The 16,797-nt window shown below is 59.5% G+C and carries 16 protein-coding genes; 6 read left to right on the forward strand and 10 right to left on the reverse strand.

Annotated elements, in window-relative coordinates; genetic code table 11:
• The first annotated feature begins 105 nt into the window (after positions 1 to 105).
• On the forward strand, positions 106 to 1,041 hold the full coding sequence (locus GGD46_RS06950; protein ID WP_184702990.1) for a phytanoyl-CoA dioxygenase family protein: 936 nt from the start codon (positions 106 to 108) through the stop codon (positions 1,039 to 1,041).
• 76 nt (positions 1,042 to 1,117) lie between these two features.
• Here GGD46_RS06950 and GGD46_RS06955 read toward each other — a convergent pair whose 3' ends face one another.
• The 5 genes from GGD46_RS06955 to GGD46_RS06975 form a co-directional block, all read right to left on the reverse strand.
• A complete protein-coding gene (locus GGD46_RS06955) occupies positions 1,118 to 1,699 on the reverse strand; it encodes a histidine phosphatase family protein (protein ID WP_184702991.1) in 582 nt (193 codons plus the stop codon).
• 131 nt (positions 1,700 to 1,830) lie between these two features.
• On the reverse strand, positions 1,831 to 2,037 hold the full coding sequence (locus tag GGD46_RS06960; RefSeq protein ID WP_184702992.1) for a hypothetical protein: 207 nt from the start codon (positions 2,035 to 2,037) through the stop codon (positions 1,831 to 1,833).
• Complete coding sequence (locus tag GGD46_RS06965; protein ID WP_184702993.1) at positions 2,034 to 2,780, reverse strand: COG4280 domain-containing protein; 747 nt, start codon at positions 2,778 to 2,780, stop codon at positions 2,034 to 2,036. The genes GGD46_RS06960 and GGD46_RS06965 overlap by 4 nt, the downstream gene beginning before the upstream one ends.
• 121 nt (positions 2,781 to 2,901) lie before the next feature.
• A complete protein-coding gene (locus tag GGD46_RS06970) occupies positions 2,902 to 3,801 on the reverse strand; it encodes a MurR/RpiR family transcriptional regulator (RefSeq protein WP_184702994.1) in 900 nt (299 codons plus the stop codon).
• Positions 3,802 to 4,061: 260 nt separating this feature from the next.
• A complete protein-coding gene (locus tag GGD46_RS06975) occupies positions 4,062 to 5,099 on the reverse strand; it encodes an LLM class flavin-dependent oxidoreductase (protein WP_184702995.1) in 1,038 nt (345 codons plus the stop codon).
• Positions 5,100 to 5,314: 215 nt separating this feature from the next.
• On the opposite strand from GGD46_RS06975, the gene GGD46_RS06980 reads away from it, so the two are divergent.
• A complete protein-coding gene (locus GGD46_RS06980) occupies positions 5,315 to 5,692 on the forward strand; it encodes a cupin domain-containing protein (protein WP_184702996.1) in 378 nt (125 codons plus the stop codon).
• Positions 5,693 to 5,751: 59 nt separating this feature from the next.
• Here the strand turns inward: GGD46_RS06980 and GGD46_RS06985 are convergent, their stop codons facing one another.
• Together GGD46_RS06985 and GGD46_RS06990 are read right to left on the reverse strand one after the other, a co-directional pair.
• Positions 5,752 to 7,413, reverse strand: a complete 1,662-nt coding sequence (locus tag GGD46_RS06985) for a phosphoethanolamine transferase (RefSeq protein ID WP_184702997.1) — start codon at positions 7,411 to 7,413, stop codon at positions 5,752 to 5,754.
• 379 nt (positions 7,414 to 7,792) lie between these two features.
• A complete protein-coding gene (locus tag GGD46_RS06990) occupies positions 7,793 to 8,170 on the reverse strand; it encodes a VOC family protein (RefSeq protein ID WP_184702998.1) in 378 nt (125 codons plus the stop codon).
• 369 nt (positions 8,171 to 8,539) lie between these two features.
• Here GGD46_RS06990 and GGD46_RS06995 point away from each other — a divergent pair, with 369 nt between their 5' ends.
• Both GGD46_RS06995 and GGD46_RS07000 read left to right on the forward strand, forming a co-directional pair.
• Entirely contained in the window at positions 8,540 to 8,932 is a 393-nt protein-coding gene (locus tag GGD46_RS06995) for a YciI family protein (protein ID WP_184702999.1), read from the forward strand.
• Between the two features lie 31 nt (positions 8,933 to 8,963).
• A complete protein-coding gene (locus tag GGD46_RS07000) occupies positions 8,964 to 10,235 on the forward strand; it encodes an RNA polymerase sigma factor (RefSeq protein WP_184703236.1) in 1,272 nt (423 codons plus the stop codon).
• A 32-nt stretch (positions 10,236 to 10,267) separates the two neighbouring features.
• On the opposite strand, the gene GGD46_RS07005 is transcribed toward GGD46_RS07000, so the two are convergent.
• Entirely contained in the window at positions 10,268 to 11,668 is a 1,401-nt protein-coding gene (locus GGD46_RS07005; RefSeq protein WP_184703000.1) for an MFS transporter, read from the reverse strand.
• A 120-nt stretch (positions 11,669 to 11,788) separates the two neighbouring features.
• On the opposite strand from GGD46_RS07005, the gene GGD46_RS07010 reads away from it, so the two are divergent.
• Positions 11,789 to 12,784 (forward strand): LysR family transcriptional regulator, encoded by a 996-nt coding sequence (locus tag GGD46_RS07010; protein WP_184703001.1) that lies wholly within the window; start codon positions 11,789 to 11,791, stop codon positions 12,782 to 12,784.
• Positions 12,785 to 12,925: 141 nt separating this feature from the next.
• On the opposite strand, the gene GGD46_RS07015 is transcribed toward GGD46_RS07010, so the two are convergent.
• The gene (locus tag GGD46_RS07015) at positions 12,926 to 13,387 is read right to left on the reverse strand and encodes a cupin domain-containing protein (RefSeq protein WP_184703002.1); all 462 of its coding nucleotides are present in this window, start codon (positions 13,385 to 13,387) and stop codon (positions 12,926 to 12,928) included.
• Positions 13,388 to 13,724: 337 nt separating this feature from the next.
• Between GGD46_RS07015 and GGD46_RS07020 the strand changes: the two genes are divergently transcribed.
• Positions 13,725 to 14,888 carry a TMEM43 family protein gene (locus GGD46_RS07020; RefSeq protein WP_184703003.1) on the forward strand — a complete coding sequence of 388 codons (1,164 nt, stop codon included), beginning with the start codon at positions 13,725 to 13,727 and terminating at the stop codon, positions 14,886 to 14,888.
• Between the two features lie 108 nt (positions 14,889 to 14,996).
• Here the strand turns inward: GGD46_RS07020 and GGD46_RS07025 are convergent, their stop codons facing one another.
• Positions 14,997 to 16,793, reverse strand: coding sequence for a glycosyltransferase (locus GGD46_RS07025; RefSeq protein WP_184703004.1), 1,797 nt, complete (start codon positions 16,791 to 16,793; stop codon positions 14,997 to 14,999).
• Between the last annotated feature and the right edge of the window lie 4 nt (positions 16,794 to 16,797).

Below are 16,797 nucleotides of genomic sequence, written 5' to 3' on the forward strand. Positions count from 1 at the left end.
GAATAGTATCAGAATTGGCCATGGCCGGGCAACATGATGGTAGCGAATGCGGCTACAACATTTGCGTCACCCGAAATCAAAGGGGTAGCCAGATGGAGGAAACAGATGCAGCCAGCCTTGAAAAGAGATGCTCACCCGACCGCTTCCGCAGTCACGACGCAACTGAAGGATATCCAGAAGACATTGCCGCTCAGGGTGTTGTCGAAGGACGACTGGCAACATTGGATCACCAAGGGCTATGTGATTGTTCGCCAGGCTGTGCCGCAGGCGAATGTCGAACGGCTTGTCGAGCTTCTTTGGCGTTTTGACGAGAAGGATCCGAGCGACCCTTCGACCTGGTATGCGCCGCAGCGGCGCGAGCACAAGATGAAAGAGCTCAACAATACCGGCATGCTGGAGATCTACAATCACCAGTATCTCTGGGACAACCGCATGGAAAAGCGCATCTACGATGTCTTCGTCGACATCTGGGATCGCGAGGATCTCTGGGTCACCATCGATCGCGCCAATCTCAATCCGCCGAAGAAGGTGAAGGGCAATCCGAACGGCTTCATCCACTGGGATGTCGACACCTCGATCCGTCCGATGCCCATCGGTGTCCAGGCCGTCTTGAGCCTGAAGAAGCAGGACGGCGACGTCGGCGGCTTCCAGTGCGTACCTGAACTCTTCGAGCATTTCGATCGATGGGAAAAGACGCAGCCCGAGGATCGCGATCCGATGCATCCCGACATGACGGGCCTGTCCGTCGTCAACATCGACATGGAACCGGGCGATCTGATGATCTTCAATTCGCTGCTCGCACATGGCGTCCGCCCGAACCATTCTGACAACCGCGTTCGCATGGCGCAATACATCTCCATGCATCCGGCAGAATACGACAATGTCGCTGAACGCGAGGAACGTATCCGCCTTTGGCGGGAACTGGACTCCCCGAAGCGCGATGCTTTTCCCGGCGATCCGCGTGAATGGGAAAAGCACAATGCGACCACGGCGAAGCTGACGCCGCTCGGCGAGAAGCTGCTGGGTCTCACGGCCTGGTAAGTGGCTGAAGATCGAGTTCTTGAAAAGCATCGAGCGGCCTTGGGCCGCTCGATTTATTAATGGTGATGCGAAGCTGTCAGATTTCGTTCCATCGGCGGATGACCGGCTCGGTCAGATCATGCTCATAGCCAAGCACGCTGATGCTTGTGGTGTCGAGCACCAGATGCGCACCACCTTCCGGCGGCAGGCCGACCCAGCGAGCGGCGAAGACGCGCAGGAAATGGGCGCTCGAGAAGATCAGCACGGGGCCGTTAATGGCACGAAGCTCGCTGATGATCCTGTCGGCGCGTGCACCGACATCGGCCGCTGTCTCGCCATTCGGGCAGCCGTCGCGAAAGACTTGCCAGCCCGGGCGCTCCGCAAGGATTGCCTTGGTGGTGATGCCCTCATAGGCGCCGTAATCCCATTCCGCCAGATCGTCCTTGACGATGCGCCGGTCTCCGAAGCCGGCGAGCGCGCAGGTATTTTGCGCACGCTGGGACGGGCTTGACCAGACGGCGGCGAAATCGATGGCGGGCAGGCGACCGACCACCTTGCGGGCGGCTTCTTCGCCGGCGGCGGTCAATGGGATATCCGTGCGGCCGGTATGTCGGCCGGAAAGGCTCCATTCCGTCTGCCCGTGTCGCACCAGGTAGACTTCGGGATAGGCGCTGCTCATGCCGGTTCTCCTTTGCGCTTGGCGTGCGAAATTCTTCGCATCTGCGAAGGGTTGTGTCGAGAGTTAAAGCTAATGGACAGGCGGCATGACAACCGCCTGCAAAACCAAAGCCTTGCAGGCGGTTGTGAATCTCAGCGCTTCACGGCGCGGCGGACGCTGTAGAGCAGGATGGCGAGGCAGCCGGCAAGCAGCAGCAGCCCACCGGCAAGCGGCGGCATGGCGAGAAACTCCACTGCGCCGGCAATGACGAGGATGAGGATGAGGCAGAGCGTGGCAAGGCTGCCGTCATCGATGAACATGCCGATCAGCTCGGACAGGACGATACGCAGGACGGTCATTGGGCTGCCTTTGCTGTAGAGCAGCCGCGCATGCTGCGGATGATCGCGTAGGAGGTGAGGGAGACGATCGCGAATATGGCAATCAAGGCGAGATCCTCTCCCGGCCAATGCGCACCGATGCCTTCGCCGGTCCAGAAAATGCCGAAGCTTGACAGCATCAGGCCGACGACGAATTTGAGGGTATTTTCCGGCACGGTGGCAAGCGGGCGATGAACCAGAAGCCCGATCAACATCACGAGCACGAAGGCGGCAAGCGCGCCGAGGCCGGCATAGAGCGTCAGGCCGTGCGCGCCGCCGACGGCGATGACGATGAAGACCACTTCGACGCCTTCCAGTAGTACCGCTTTGAAGGCGGCGAGTCCGGCGAGATAATCGGCACGGCGATCAGTGGACTGCGCCCGCAATGCTGCCGTCTCCTTGGAGAAGGCTGTCTCCTCGTCATGCAGGGCGATGACGCCGAGCGAGCGAAGGATGGCCTTGCGCAGCCAGCGCATGCCGAAAAGGATCAACAGCACGCCGACGACGAACTGCAATATTTCGATCGGGATCAGTGCAAGCAGCGGCCCGAAGATGAGGACGAGCGCCGCCAGTACCGCAAGCGCAAGTACTGCGCCTGTCAGTGCCGGACGCCAGCTGCGGGTGACGCCGACGGCGAGAACGATGGTGAAGGCTTCGACGACCTCGACGAACGAGCCGAGAAAGGATGCCGTCACCGTTGATAGAATGGGTGTGAGGCTGTTCATGAGTTGATTCCCGAATGACGGTTAGGGCTTTGAATTGTCATGCTATTTAGCGGGAAATTTTCTTGATGTTCCGGATGAACTTGCAAAAACGACGCTCCCGCCCGGCGATCTGGCTTGCCGTTCATTTGCGTTTCCTCGTGCCGCGCTTGCTCCATGACTTGTCGATAGCGCCTCGCAGTTGGCTGAGCTGGTCGAGGCTATTGATGGCGGTATCCCGGGCCTTTGCGGCGAGCGCCACGATCAACGCCTCGATCAGCACCATGGTGCCGCCATGCATCGCAAGGTGGCCGGCATTGCCGCGCGGAACGGGCAGGACTTCGGCCACCCTGTCAGCAACCAGCAGGCCGAGGTCGTCGCTGATCAGGATAACGGGCACGTCGTGGCGACCGGCATGTTCGAGCAGCACCTCCACTTCGCGATAGGGCGGCGCATAGGCGATCATCAGCACGACATCGCCGGTACCGATCCAGAGAAGGCGGTCGGCGAGTGCGACGCCCGAGCTGGAGAGCGCGTTCGTCGGCAGGCCGATGCGATTGAACTGCAGGCTGGCATAGTCGGCCATGGCGCCCGATGGCCCGATGCCGAAGACATGGCGCCGAGTGGCACCCGCCAGACTATCGACGCAGCGCTCGAAGCTAGCGGCAAACGCATCTTGTCGCATGACCCCCAATGCCTGTTCATGCATGTCGATGACATGGCGAAGCGCATTACTGGCCTGGCTGCCCGTCTCTGCCAGCGTGCGTTCCAACCGCGCGCCGGGTGAGGGCGTTCCCGTCAGTTCCGCAAGTAAGGCGGCCCGTAATGTCGACAGGCTTTCGAAACCGAGGGCGCGGGCAGTGCGGACGACCGTTGCATCGCTGGTGCCGGCGAGCTGTGCGATCTGGGCGGCCGAATTCAGCAGGGCGGCCTGCTTCTGGTCAACGAAGAAGCGTGCGATACGCTGTTCTGCGGGCGCCAGCGTTTCGATTATTCCGAAAACGCGGGCGTCGAAAGTGTGAGGCTTGTGCGCCTTTTCCGGCATCGGTTAATTCTTCGTAGTGATTGCTACCAATTCTATTATCGGTAGCATTTTCTTCAGTAGAATGACAGCAGAAATAACAACGGGCGCCTCGCTGTGTCGCGAAGCGCCCGTTGAGCCGAGTGATCATGAAAGGCTACTGCACAGTTCCTTAAATCCTAATCGATTTAAGGATAAAATTATGCAGCAGATTTAAAGCACTACAGCGACCTTTCGCGTCACATAGGACGCGCTGCGCTGTAGGGCGAAGTATGCGCCCCGGACTATGCTGCCAGCGCAGCGCGCACGGCCGGGATCACCTTCTGGCCGTAGAGTTCGATACACCGCATCATCTTCTCGTGACCGAGCCCACCGGCGCTGTACTTCAGCTGGAAGCGATCGATGCCGAGCGTCTTGATGACCGGCGCGAGTTTCGCAGCGACGGTTTCCGGCGAGCCGACATAGAGCGAGCCCTTTTCGATCTCGTTGTCGAATTCCGCGCGGGTCATGGGCGGCCAGCCGCGCTCGCGGCCGATGCGGTCGCGCATGGCCTTGAAGCAGGGCCATAGCTCCTCACGCGCCTGTTCGTCCGTCTCGGCGATATAGCCCGGCGAATGGATGCCGACCGGCTGCACCGGTTTGCCCATCTGTTCATAGGCGCGGTGATAGAGGTCGACATAGGGCTGGAAGCGATAAGGGCTGCCGCCGATGATCGCCAGCATCAGCGGGAGATCGTAATGAGCGGCGCGCACTACCGATTCCGGACTGCCGCCGACGCCGATCCAGGTCTTCAGCTGACCGCTTTCGATGGTCGGGAAGACTTTCTGGTTGCGCAGCGGCGGGCGGATGCTGCCCTGCCAGTTCACCGGCTCGTTCTTGAGCAGGGCCGCGAACAGATCGAGCTTTTCCTCGAAGAGCTGCTCGTACTGCGACAGCTCGAAGCCGAACAGCGGGAAGGATTCGGTAAACGAGCCGCGGCCGAGAATGACCTCGGCTCGACCGTTCGAGATGGCGTTGAGGCTCGAGAAGCGCTGGAAGACGCGGATCGGGTCATCCGAGCTCAGCACCGTCACCGCCGATCCCAGATGGATCTTCGATGTGCGGCTGGCGACGGCGGCCAGGATCGTCTCCGGCGAGGAGACCGCGAAATCTTCGCGGTGATGCTCGCCGATGCCGAAGAAGTCTATTCCGAGCTGGTCGGCCAGGACGCCTTCCTCGACGACATTGCGAAGAACCTGGGCATGCGGAAGCGGCGCGCCGTTTTCATCGAAGGTGACGTCGCCGAAGGTATCGAGTCCGAATTCGACATTTTTTGTCGTCATGATTTTTCCTGTCATGTGTCGAAATGATAATGTTGAGACAGCATGTAGTGTCGCTCCCGGCCATCCACTACCCGGAAAGTTTCGGCTGAAACCTTCGAAGAATTCGATATGCCGATAGTAACCGGCGGTATTCGGCAGTGTCGGCGTTGCGATCGGCAACACTCGCGCCAATATTAGCTTCGACGTCAGCGCAATTGGATCAAGGGAGGAAACACATGGTCGCACTGAAAAAGGTCAATCTTACCAAAGCCTTTGCAGCCTTCGATGAGACATGGAGTCCGCGTGTCGGTGGCGATATCAATGATTTTCAGATCAAGCTCGCCAAGCTGGAAGGGGCATTCCACTGGCACCATCATGAGGAAGAGGACGAGCTGTTCCTCGTCGTCAAAGGCACGCTGCGCATGAAGCTGCGCGAGGAAAACGGCGGCGATGTCGTCCTTGGTCCGGGCGAATACATCATCGTTCCGCATGGGGTGGAACATTGCCCGGTCGCCGAACCGACGTGTGAAGTCGTGCTGTTCGAGCGCAATACGACACTCAATACCGGCAATGTCGAAAACGAGCGTACGATCCGCGAGCCCAAGCGGCTTTGAGCGAACTTGTGAAACCGGCGGCCGCGGAACTGCGGCCGCCGATTGTCACAGGTCTTTCCTCAGTTCAGCGCCAGCTTGTTCGATGGCGTGCGGCAGGCGGCGAACAGGTCCAGGGCCGGATCATAGACTTTCGTCGATATGTCCATCATCCCCAGGACGCTGTGGAATATATTATCGTGCGAATGTGCGCCTTGCGCGGCGCGCTTCAACATGCAGGCCATATCATAGCCTGCCACCTTCGCCAGATCGTCGGCCATCCAGACCAGCATCGGCACCTGCGTCTGCTGTACCGGAGCGATGATATAGGGTGCGCCGTGCAGATAGATGCCGTTTTCGCCGAGCGACTCGCCGTGATCCGAGAAGTACAGCACGGCGCCGGAGACCGAATTCGAGCGCTGCTTCAGCTTGTCGATGATCATCGATACGATGTGATCCGTGTATAGGATCGTATTGTCATAGGCATTGGTGATTTCCTCCCTTGAACAGGAGCTGAAATCATTGGAGCGGCAATCGGGGCGGAAGCGGCGGAACTCCTCCGGATAGCGCTGGTAGTAGGCAGGGCCGTGACTGCCCAGCTGATGCAGAACGAGAACGCTGTCGCCCTTTACCTTGTCCAGCCAGCCGTCGACCTTGTCGACGAGGATCTCGTCCCTGCATTCGCCATCCTTGCAGAAACGCGGATCATTCGAAGGCGGCAAATAGGTGTATGGAATGCGGTCTGCCACATCGTAGCTGCCGGTGTCGTTGTCCAGCCAAGTGACATCGACCTTCGCATGGGTCAGCACGTCGAGCAGGTTTTCCGTCTCCAGCCCCTTGCGATGGCTGTATTGCTCGCGCGTGTAGACGGAGAACAGGCAGGGGATCGAGGTCGCCGTTGCCGTGCCGCAACTGCTGGTGTTCGGGAAATAGACGACATCGCGCTTTGCCAGTTCCGGGTTTGTCGGCTTGTCGTAGCCGCCAAGCGAAAAATTCTGGGCGCGTGCGGTTTCGCCGGCCACGATGATCGTGACGCGCGGCTTGCCGTTGTCGACAATGCCCACTCTGCGGGCGTCCGTGCCCAATGGAGCTGCGACAACATTGGCATCCCTGGTCGAATCGATGACATAACGTACCGCATTGGCGACCGGCATCACGGGGTTAAGGGTGTCCATGAGGTCGCGATGGGCGCGTCCGATACCGGCATAGGTCTTATAGAAACCGGTTCCGGCAGCGACGAAGATCGCCGAGCAGGCAAGAATGATCACGGTGTTGTGGGTGAGCTTCTTGAGGATGGGGCGGTGGATGACACGCACCCAGACGATCAGCAGAGAGGGCAGAATGCCGGTCAGCGCGACATATGTCGCAAAGCGCGCCGTGATCAGGTGCCCGGCTTCAGCCCCTGTCGAAACCGCAGCGTTGCGAATCATTTCCTTGTCGATGATGACGCCGAATTGATCGTTGAACCAGGACGATACTGATGCCACTAGGACGAAGAAGATCAGGACTGGTTTCGTCATGTATTTGGCGGAGAAGAAGGTGAAGAGCGCCATGATGCCGACGGAGATGCCGGCTGCAAAGGCGAAGTAGGCGGCAGGCTCAGCCGTGAAATAACCGTAGGACTTGCTCCAGAACATCCGGTTTGTCACGAGAAGCACATAAAGGGTGGCTATGAGGCATAATGTGACACTGCCGACGGCTGGCCTGGCGAGGCGCCAGCCAGGTGAAGCTTTGTGGTCGTTCAAACATTTTCTCCGAGGCGTTTGCTATCGGCGGAGCCGCAGGACCCTTATCGCAGGGCGTAGCTTTGAGCGCTAAAGCTCATAAGCTTGGCGACCATTCCTGACATTTACCTGAATGATATAATCGAACATAGACGTCGTGGGCGAAAGAAGCCAACATCAGGCCGATGTGCGAGAGATGGGCGGCACCAAGCCCTCTCGATAAAAAAAGCCGGAATACGCGGCCGCCGGGCTTCTGTACCGTGATGGAGCACACACTGTCCGGCAACGGCCCGACACGCGCCGGAGAGATCAGGCATCCGGTGAAATTAACGGTTTGATCCCCCGGCCTTCGAGCCCCGACTGCCGATTGAGCCAGAGCTCGATAGCACGTGGATCGCGGTTACTCGCCGGTTTTGAAGTAGGCCTCCAGCCGGTAGCCATCGGGATCGATGACGAATGCCGCATAGTAGAACTGGCTATAATCCGGCCTGATGCCCGGCTTGCCATTGTCTTCGCCGCCATTGGCGATGCCGGCGGCATAGAAGGCGTCGACGGCTTCCCTGCTCGGGGCGACGAAGCAGAAGTGCAGGCCGGAGCTGCGATCGGCAGGCACGGGATGTTCGACTTCGCTGACCCAGAATTGTGGACGCTCCGTGCCATACCCGATCGTGCCGTCGAAGTTGCTCAGGCGTTCATGGCCGAGCGGCAATAGCGCTGCGTCGTAAAACTTCTGCGCCCGCGCGAGGTCTTTGACGCCGATCGAAATATGGTCGAACATGAAAACAAGCTCCTGCCGGGTTGTCTGCAGAGTTTGCCGGAGGCTGCGCCCCGTAGAGATGCCAGCTTTCGGAAGTCTGCAAGTGCAATTTCGCCTCACCATCTTGCAATGGCTATGCGAAGTCAACAAAGCGATGGGGCCGGTTGCGGGATCGTCTGAAGCGGGCTTTCGGCCATATCCAAAGCCGCTTCATGCGCCGCAGATCTTGATGACACGCAGGGGCTGAAGGTACGATTTATCGATGTCTCGGCGGCGAGGTAGATTTTTTCGGAAGGGCTGTCGATTTCCAGAGAGCTGCTTCGTCGTCAATATGAGCGGGCTTGTTGAGCGGCAATGGTGCCGGCGCCTCGCTCCCGGAGGAATTTTCCCATGCGTTTCATGTCTATCGTCACCTCTACCGATTTCCTGCAGCCGTCGCCGGCGCTGATGGAAGCCATCCACAAGCTTGCCGATCGTGAAATCAAGGCTGGCCGTATGATCGATACTGCGGGGCTGATGCCGCTTGCGACCGGCGCGCGCGTCACAATCAAGGATCGCAAGCTGAGCGTTGTCGACGGCCCGTTCGTCGAGGCCAAGGAGGTTGTCGGCGGCTATGCGATCTTCGAGCTGCAGAGCAAGGAAGAGGCCGTGGCCCTGGCGGTCGAATTCATGCAGCTGCACAAGGATCTCATGCCCGGCTGGGAAGGCACATGCGAGGTGCGCCCGTACTTCGAACCCAATGCCGAGGGTGTATGCGACCCGCTCGCCGAAGCAAGGGCATGATGCTTTCGATCTGTCATCGGGGCAGGCGGCCGTGACGGTCGCCGGCACTCATCGGGCGATCCTTGCCGTCTGGCGGATCGAGCAGCCGCGGCTGATCACCGGTCTGGCGCGATTGCTGCGCGATGTGCCGTTGGCCGAGGATCTTACTCAGGAAGCATTGATTGTGGCTTTGGAGCGATGGCCGGAAACGGGCATCCCCGAGCGCCCCGGCGCGTGGCTGATGACCACAGCCAAACGCCGGGCGCTCGACCATATGCGCCGCCGCCGGATGCTTGATCAGAAGCACGAGTTGATCGTTCGAGAGATGGAGGAGGATGAGCAGACCATGCCTGATCTCGACACCCCTCTCGATGACGATATCGGCGACGAGATGCTGCGCCTGATCTTCACGGCCTGCCATCCGCTGATTTCGCGCGAGGCGCGCGTGGCGCTGGCCTTGCGAATGATCTGTGGTCTTACGACGGAAGAGATCGCCAGGGCATTTCTGGTGTCGGATGCGACGATCGCGCAGCGCATTGTCCGCGCCAAGAAGACATTGTCTGAATCGGGGCTGACTTATGAGACGCCGCACGGTGAGGAGCTGTCGCAACGGCTGGCCTCGGTGCTGGAGGTGGTCTACCTGATCTTCAACGAGGGCTATACGGCCGCGCGGGGCGAAAATTGGCTTCGATTGCAATTGTGCCAGGAAGCACTGCGGTTGGGTCGCGTGTTGACATCCGTCGCACCAATGGAGCCGGAGGCGCATGCGCTACTGGCCCTGATGGAGCTCAACGCTTCCCGTACCGCGGCGCGGACGGATGCCGACGGCAATCCGATCCTTCTGCTTGAACAAAATCGTGCCCGTTGGGACCGCCTGCAGATCCAGCGCGGTCTGCACGCGCTGAAACGGGTACAGCAGCTCGGTGGTGCCGGCGGGGTCTATGCTCTTCAGGCCGCGATCATTGCCTGCCATGCGCGGGCAAATACGGCTGCGGAAACCGACTGGCGGCGGATCGCCGATCTCTATGCGGAGCTTGCCGATCTCATTCCGTCTCCGGTCGTCGAACTCAATCGTGCAGTCGCGGTCGGCATGGCCGACGGTCCGGAGGCGGCGCTTGCAATCATCGAGCGTCTGCATGATGAGCCTGCGCTGAAGGGCTATCATCTTCTGCCAAGCGTTCGCGGCGATCTTCTCCATAAACTAGGTCGATACGAAGAAGCGCGGCGAGCCTTTGAAGCGGCTGCCGCGCTTGCTGAAAATCAGAGGGAACGCGATCTTCTTCTGCGCCGTGCAGCCGAGGCTACCCGTGCGGAGAAGGAGTGACCCGCCTATCGGGCGGGTCTTCTTGCTTCGAGCTATTCCGCAGCCTGATAATTCGTGGCTCTTGCGGTGGATGAGCGCGGTCCGACAGCGGCAAGCAGGGTGATGGCGGCGGCAAGGATCGTCACGAAACCGATGCCGGCGATGTAAGGGTTCCAGCCGAAGCTCGGTGCGGCGCTGAATACCGCTGAAGCTGCCGCCAGAACGATACCGCCGCCGATCTGGAAGGAGGCGAAGAGCATGCCGGACGCCAGGCCGGATTCGTCATCGCTGACTTCGGAGAGGGCCGCAACCTGGATCGACGGGTAGGTCATGGCATAGCCGACGCCGAGCAGGATCTGCGAGATGGCGACAAGCACCATCGTATCGATATGTCCGGCAGATATAACCCAGAAGAGGTAGCTGATGGCCTGCAACCCCACGCCGAAGGTCATCAGCAGGGTGGTGCCCCGGTTCTGGCCTATCGTGGCGAAACGCGGTGCTAGAAACATCACGCAGGTGCCGCCGATGGCGAAGGCGAAGCCGGTTGCGAAGGCCGACCAGCCGACGACGGTCTGGTAATAGAGCGTCGCGATGAACTGGAAGCCGACATAGGCGCCCTGAAACAATGCAGCGATGGCATTGGCATGGCTAAGTCTGGCGCGGCGGAACATGGCAAGCGGCACCATTGGATCGTGATGGCGCGATTCCACGATCAGGAACAGCACGATCAGGATGAGCGCGGCAAGGAGCGAACCCCAGGTTGCGAAAGCCTGCCAGCCATCGGCGGCGGCGTTGGTGACGCCGAAGACGAAGAGGAGCAGGCCGGGGGTGATCGTCAAGGCGCCGGCCCAGTCGAAACGAGTGCTTTGGCCGCTTCGCTTGTGATCGGCAGGCAGGACGAGCGGGGCGACGATCAGCGTGAGGATGGCGACGGGAGCGCCCATGACGAGGGTCGCACGCCAGCTGATGAGGGTCGCTGCTCCACCCAGCACCATGCCCAGCACGAAGCCGGCAGCCCCCGTGGAAGAGAAGACACCGAGTGCCTTGGCGCGGGCGTTGCCCTCTCCGAAGACGGAGAGAAGGAGGGCAAGTGCTGCCGGCGCCGTGAAGGCGGCAGCGATGCCTTTGATCAGGCGAGCGGCGATGAGCGTCGGGGCGCTATCGACGAAGCCGCCGGCAATGCTGGCGGCGGCAAAGACGGCAAGCGACCAGAGAAAGACGCGGCGGTGGCCGAACAGATCGGCGACGCGGCCGCCGAGCAGCAGGAAGCCGCCATAGCCGAGCACATAGGCGCTGACGGCCCATTGCAGGGAAGTGGCCTGCATGCCCAGCTCTTTCTGGATTGCGGGCAGGGCCACGCCGATGGTGGAGACGTCCATGGCGTCGAGGAAATTGGCGGCGCATAGCAGCAGCAACGCCAATCCCGCCCCACTTCGGGTTTGGGAAGAAGTCATCGGAATCGTTCCTTTCTAGGCTGCCGTCTCTTGGGAGGTCGAATGCGGCAGGGAACGAGAAAATGTACATCTTCAAACCCTATTGCAAATTGATAGTAACCATGTCAGGTATTACTGACGATGATGAATGATGCGACGCTTAGAAAAATAGATCTCAACCTGCTGCTTGCCTTTTCGGTGCTGATGCAGGAGCGGAATGTGAGCCGTGCCGCGGAGCGTCTGCTGCTCGGCCAGCCGGGACTTTCCGCCGCACTTAAGCGCTTGCGCGAGACGCTGGACGACGAATTGTTCGTACGTGTCGGCCGCGGTTTGCAGCCGACGCCGCGGGCTCTTTCCATCGCGCCGGCGATCGAGGATGCGCTCTCCGGCATCGAGCGCGCCATTCGTCCGCCCGCGGCGTTCGATCCCGCGCAATGGCAGGGCGAGTTCCGCATCGGCATGTGCGACAATCTCGAATCCTCCTTTTTCGGGCCATTGGTCGCCCGGTTGCGGAAGCTGGCGCCGAATGCCCGGCTTGTCAGCGTCGCCTTCGACCGGCGCGATGCGGCACGTCTACTGGACGAAGGGGCGTTCGATCTGAGCATCTCCGTGCATGACGAACCTGCCTCGTGGCACGTTCGCGCGCCGATGTTCGAGCAGGCGTCGCTGTGCGTCTACGATCCTCGGCACCTGAAATGTGCCGAGCCGCTCAGCCTGAAACAGTTCGCGAATGCGCCGCACGTCACCGTGTCCGTAGAAGGCACCATATCGACAAGCGTAGATACCGCTCTGGCAAGACTTGGCTACCGCCGCCAGATCGTGGCGACCGCGCCGCGGTTTTCGGCATTGCCTCTGACATTGCAGGCCATGCCGGCGATTGCGACCGTTCCCGAATCGATTGCGCGCTGCATGGCGAAGCTGCATGATCTGGCGATTAGCTATCCGCCTTTCGAACTTCCTGCCGATCCGGTGACCATGCTCTATCGGCGCGTCGATCATGCTGATGGCCGTGCGATCTGGCTGCGCCGTCTGGTCGTTGAAGTGGTCGCGGATTCGCTGCGGGCGAATGGCTGCAGCGTGGGGGTCTCCACCGACGCCGGCTGCTACGAGCAGCCGGTCCTGGCCGAGGCGGTATAGCCTCCGCCCAGGCGTACAAACTGGAAAACCGCCGCACGGCTTTCTGGAGACATCCCGGGCGTTCCGTTTCAAGCGGAGTCATGGAAGCCTCTATCTCTTTGTTTTCACGCAAAGCCGCCAGGCGCTTTTGCTTGAGATGTTCTAGCCGTCCGGATAGGGCATGCCATCCTTGTGCACAAACCTTCCGTCAGTGCTCGAGCTCATCATGTCGACATCGGAACAGGTGATGAGATCTGTGGGCGCGCGTGTTCCCGCCTCGAGGTAAACGGCCGTCGTGTCGGACCTGTTGATCAGATGGTGGCCGTTGCCCGAATTCTTCGGGAAGGCTGCGCAATCACCGGCGCGCAGTATTGTCTCGCCATTATCCTCAACCAGCGTCAGCTCGCCTTCGAGAACGTAGACGAACTCGTCCTCCTCCGAGTGCCAGTGCCGCTGGCTCGACCAGTTGCCCGGCGGGAGGTGCATGAGATTGACCCCGAAGTCCCTGAGGCCGCCGGCATCGCCCAGCCGCTGCCGGATGCGCTCGGCGCAGGGGTCGTTGAATGGCGCGGGATAGCGGGTACCCTTAAGTTTTGGCACCGCCGTAACATCGATTTTCGGCATGAGGAACCTGTCTGCGATTGGCGACTGATTTTGTGACTTGGAGAGAGTATGAGCTTAGCAAAGATCACCTTGCGGCGTCCAGCCGTAGGCTTCGCCTGCCCGTTACAACCTCAGGGAGAGCTCAATGTCGCCATGTGAGCGGGAGGTCCATACCTGCCCCAAAATGGACTGCGATCTCATGGCCGATCCAATCTAACAGGTTGACATTTCCGCATTTTCGCAAGGTTTGTGCAGCCAGTCATTTTTCATCGGATACGTTTATTGTCTGCCCTATCCCTCAAAGTTCGCCGCATTACGCAAGTGTCGGAGGCGGAATCCACAAAAGGTGTTCTTTAAGATGAGCATTACTGAAACAACATCCACATCCTGGTTCGGACGCCTCAAAAATGCGCTCATAGGCGTCCTCGTCGGCATTGTACTGCTGATCGCATGCGCTTGGCTCCTGATCTGGAACGAAGGGCGCGCCATCGGCACCTATCGGGCGCTTGCCGAAGGTGCCGCTCAAGTCGCATCCATCCCGAGCGACGCAGTACAAGCTTCGAACGAAAGCAAGCTCGTCCATATCAGCGGCGCGGTCAAACCGGAGGGTGTGCCGCAGGACGGCGATCTGGGCGTGTCGGCGCGGGATGCCATCGCCTTATTCCGCCAAGTCGAGATGTATCAGTGGGTCGAACACAAGCAGAGCAGCTCGGAAAAGAAGCTGGGCGGGAGCGAGGAAACCACCACGACCTATTCCTACACGACGGAATGGCGTTCGGAGCTTGTGCGATCCGGTGACTTCAAACAGCCACTAGACCATCAGAATCCAGAGCGTATGCCCGAAAGTAAGACTTTCGCCGTCGAACGCGCCGGTGTCGGAGCGTTTTCGGTGTTGGGGAAAGCAATTGCCGATATCGGTGCCTATTCCGATCTTACGCCAACAGATGAGGAGCTTGCAAAGCTGGCGCAAGGGCTCGGAACGGACAAGCCGGTGAAGCGCGACGGCCACGCCGTCTACATCGGCCGAGGAGCGTCAACACCTGAGGTGGGCGACCTTCGCATTTCGTACCAACGGATCGATGCGAAGGAGGCCAGCGTTGTCGGCAGGCAAAGTGGCACCACGCTCGTTCCCTACGAAACGACAAATCATCACAACATCCTTCTTAGCGCCGCCGGCGACACCGATGCTGCGCAAATGTTCAAGACCGCCGAGAAGGAGAATGCTCTCATCACATGGCTGATGAGGGGGGCAGGCATGGTCGGCCTGTTCATCGGCTTCGTCTGCATCTTCTCGCTGTTGAGCGTGATCGGGGATGTGATCCCGTTCATCGGCTCGATCGTTGCGTTCGGAACGACCGTTCTGGCCGTTATTCTGACACTGCTTGTCGGTCCGCTGCTGATCGCCATCGGCTGGTTGGCATATAGGCCGGTGATTTCCATCGGCATCATCGCAAGCGGCGTCGTGCTGGCTGCATTTGTCGTTCGCTACCGCAAAAGGAAAGCCACACAATCTGCGGCGTAACGGCGGATCACCCAATGAGATAGCGGCCCGGCAGGTTCGTCTGCCGGGCCGTTTGCTGTGGCATTTCGGCGGGGAGGCCCCGGCCACCCAGATGGCTAGGGCTCTGGGCTAGTTCGCAGGTTTTCCGCCTGTCAGATTGAGGAAGTTCTTCATCTGAAAGCCATGAATGCTTTCGACAAGCGATCGGTTTTCGTCGGAAGCCATGAAGTCGTAGAGAGTCTCGAACGCGAAATCGCGCGTATGCGGGTTGACGTTCTGCGAGAGGATCAAATCTGCCAGATAGAAAGGGATCAGTCTGGCGTCGTCGAAGCGGTTACCCGCATTCTCGGGGAAGATGAGATTGAAGTCGGCGATTGAGGGTATGGCCAGATAATGCTTGGCAAGCTGCTTGTGCTCGAGCCGCCAACGATGGCTTCCGGCACTCGATGGAGCACTGGCCTGTGCTTCCCCGTCGCGAATGCGAAAGCGAACAAGCGGCTTCGGCATGACATGGATTTCATGCTTTAGGCAAAGCCTGATCCACATCTCGTAATCAGGCAGATTGCCAAACCTCGGATCGTACAGCCCCAGTTCTTCATAGCACTCGCGGCGCACCAGACTGCTCGGATGGCACAATGCGTTGCGTACGAAGAAGAATCTCAGCCATTCGTGTCGAGTCCGGTTTGGCTGGTCGAAAATGCGGCCAAGGTGATGCTGGTGATCGGCGAGCGGCTGGCTCTGCTCTCCGATGAAACTTGCCGGAGTGAAGACCGCCGCGATTTGCGGGTGAGCGTCCAGAAATGCGACCTGCTCGGCAAGCTTATTGGGCTCCCAAACATCGTCAGAATTGAGCAGCGCTATATATTCGCCACGACTTTCGACGATGCCGTGATTATGTGAATAGGCCGCGCCACGGTTCTTCTCGAAAAGGAAAAGCTTTACCTTGGGGTTGCCCGCATAGCGGCGCAGAACCTGCGGCGTCGCATCGGTGGAACCGTCATCCATGATCAGCAGCTCGAAATCCTGGTAGCTCTGCCCCAGCACCGACTCCACGGCCTCAACGACATACTTTTCGTGATTGTATGCCGGTATGACGACGGAAACTTTCGGCCGGGTCGATGTAGCGGGTACCCCGCCCAAGACTTCGGTTTTATGTTCGGGTGTCGATGTCGTTGCTGCAGCGCTCACGACCTCTTTCATACCGAGATAGATGACCGATCGCTTGTTGATGCCGTATGCGGCTGCTTGCTCTTCGGACACCATTTCCAGGATCGGATATTCGCTGAGGGTAACACCGCCGCGCGTCAATGTGTCGCGAAAGCCGGACTTGGAAAAAATGCGAACGTGGTCATCCTGCCCGAAGTGGCGCCAGCGGTCCGCCGGCGTAACAGCGGCAGGGTTTTCGTAGGTCTTGTCGATGCTCAACAGGATTGGAGCCATGATGATCGCAAAACCACCGGGCTTCAGTACTCTGCGGAGTTCCGAAACTGCTTTGACCGGGTCTTCGACATGTTCCAAAATGTGCGAGCAAAGAATGAAGTCATAGGTATTGTCAGCGTAAGGCAGCGCGTGGATGTCCGCCTTATCGTCGGCCTCGGGCATATAGAGATCGCAACTGCGATAGGAGATGAAGGGATGGCTCTTGACCCAACGGCTGAATAGCGCTGCCGGGGCGAACTCCAGAAACGTGTAGGTTTGGGTTTTGTCGAGGTGAGAAAACACTCTCTCGAGGAAGAGCGTATAAAGTCTGTCTCGGTCATTGCTGAGGCAATTGGGGCAGGTATAGGCGGCGACATTCAGCGTCTCGAAGTTGTCCAGGCCGTGCGGCCAGCCATGCGCCCGAAGATTGTCCGCATAGTAGGATGGAAGCGGTTGGAAACCGTAGCCGTTCATTCGGCAGACGGGGCAACAGGAGTTGCTTTGCATGGTC

The organism is Martinezella lusitana, from assembly GCF_014207095.1.
Taxonomy (GTDB): Bacteria; Pseudomonadota; Alphaproteobacteria; order Rhizobiales; family Rhizobiaceae; genus Rhizobium; species Rhizobium lusitanum_B.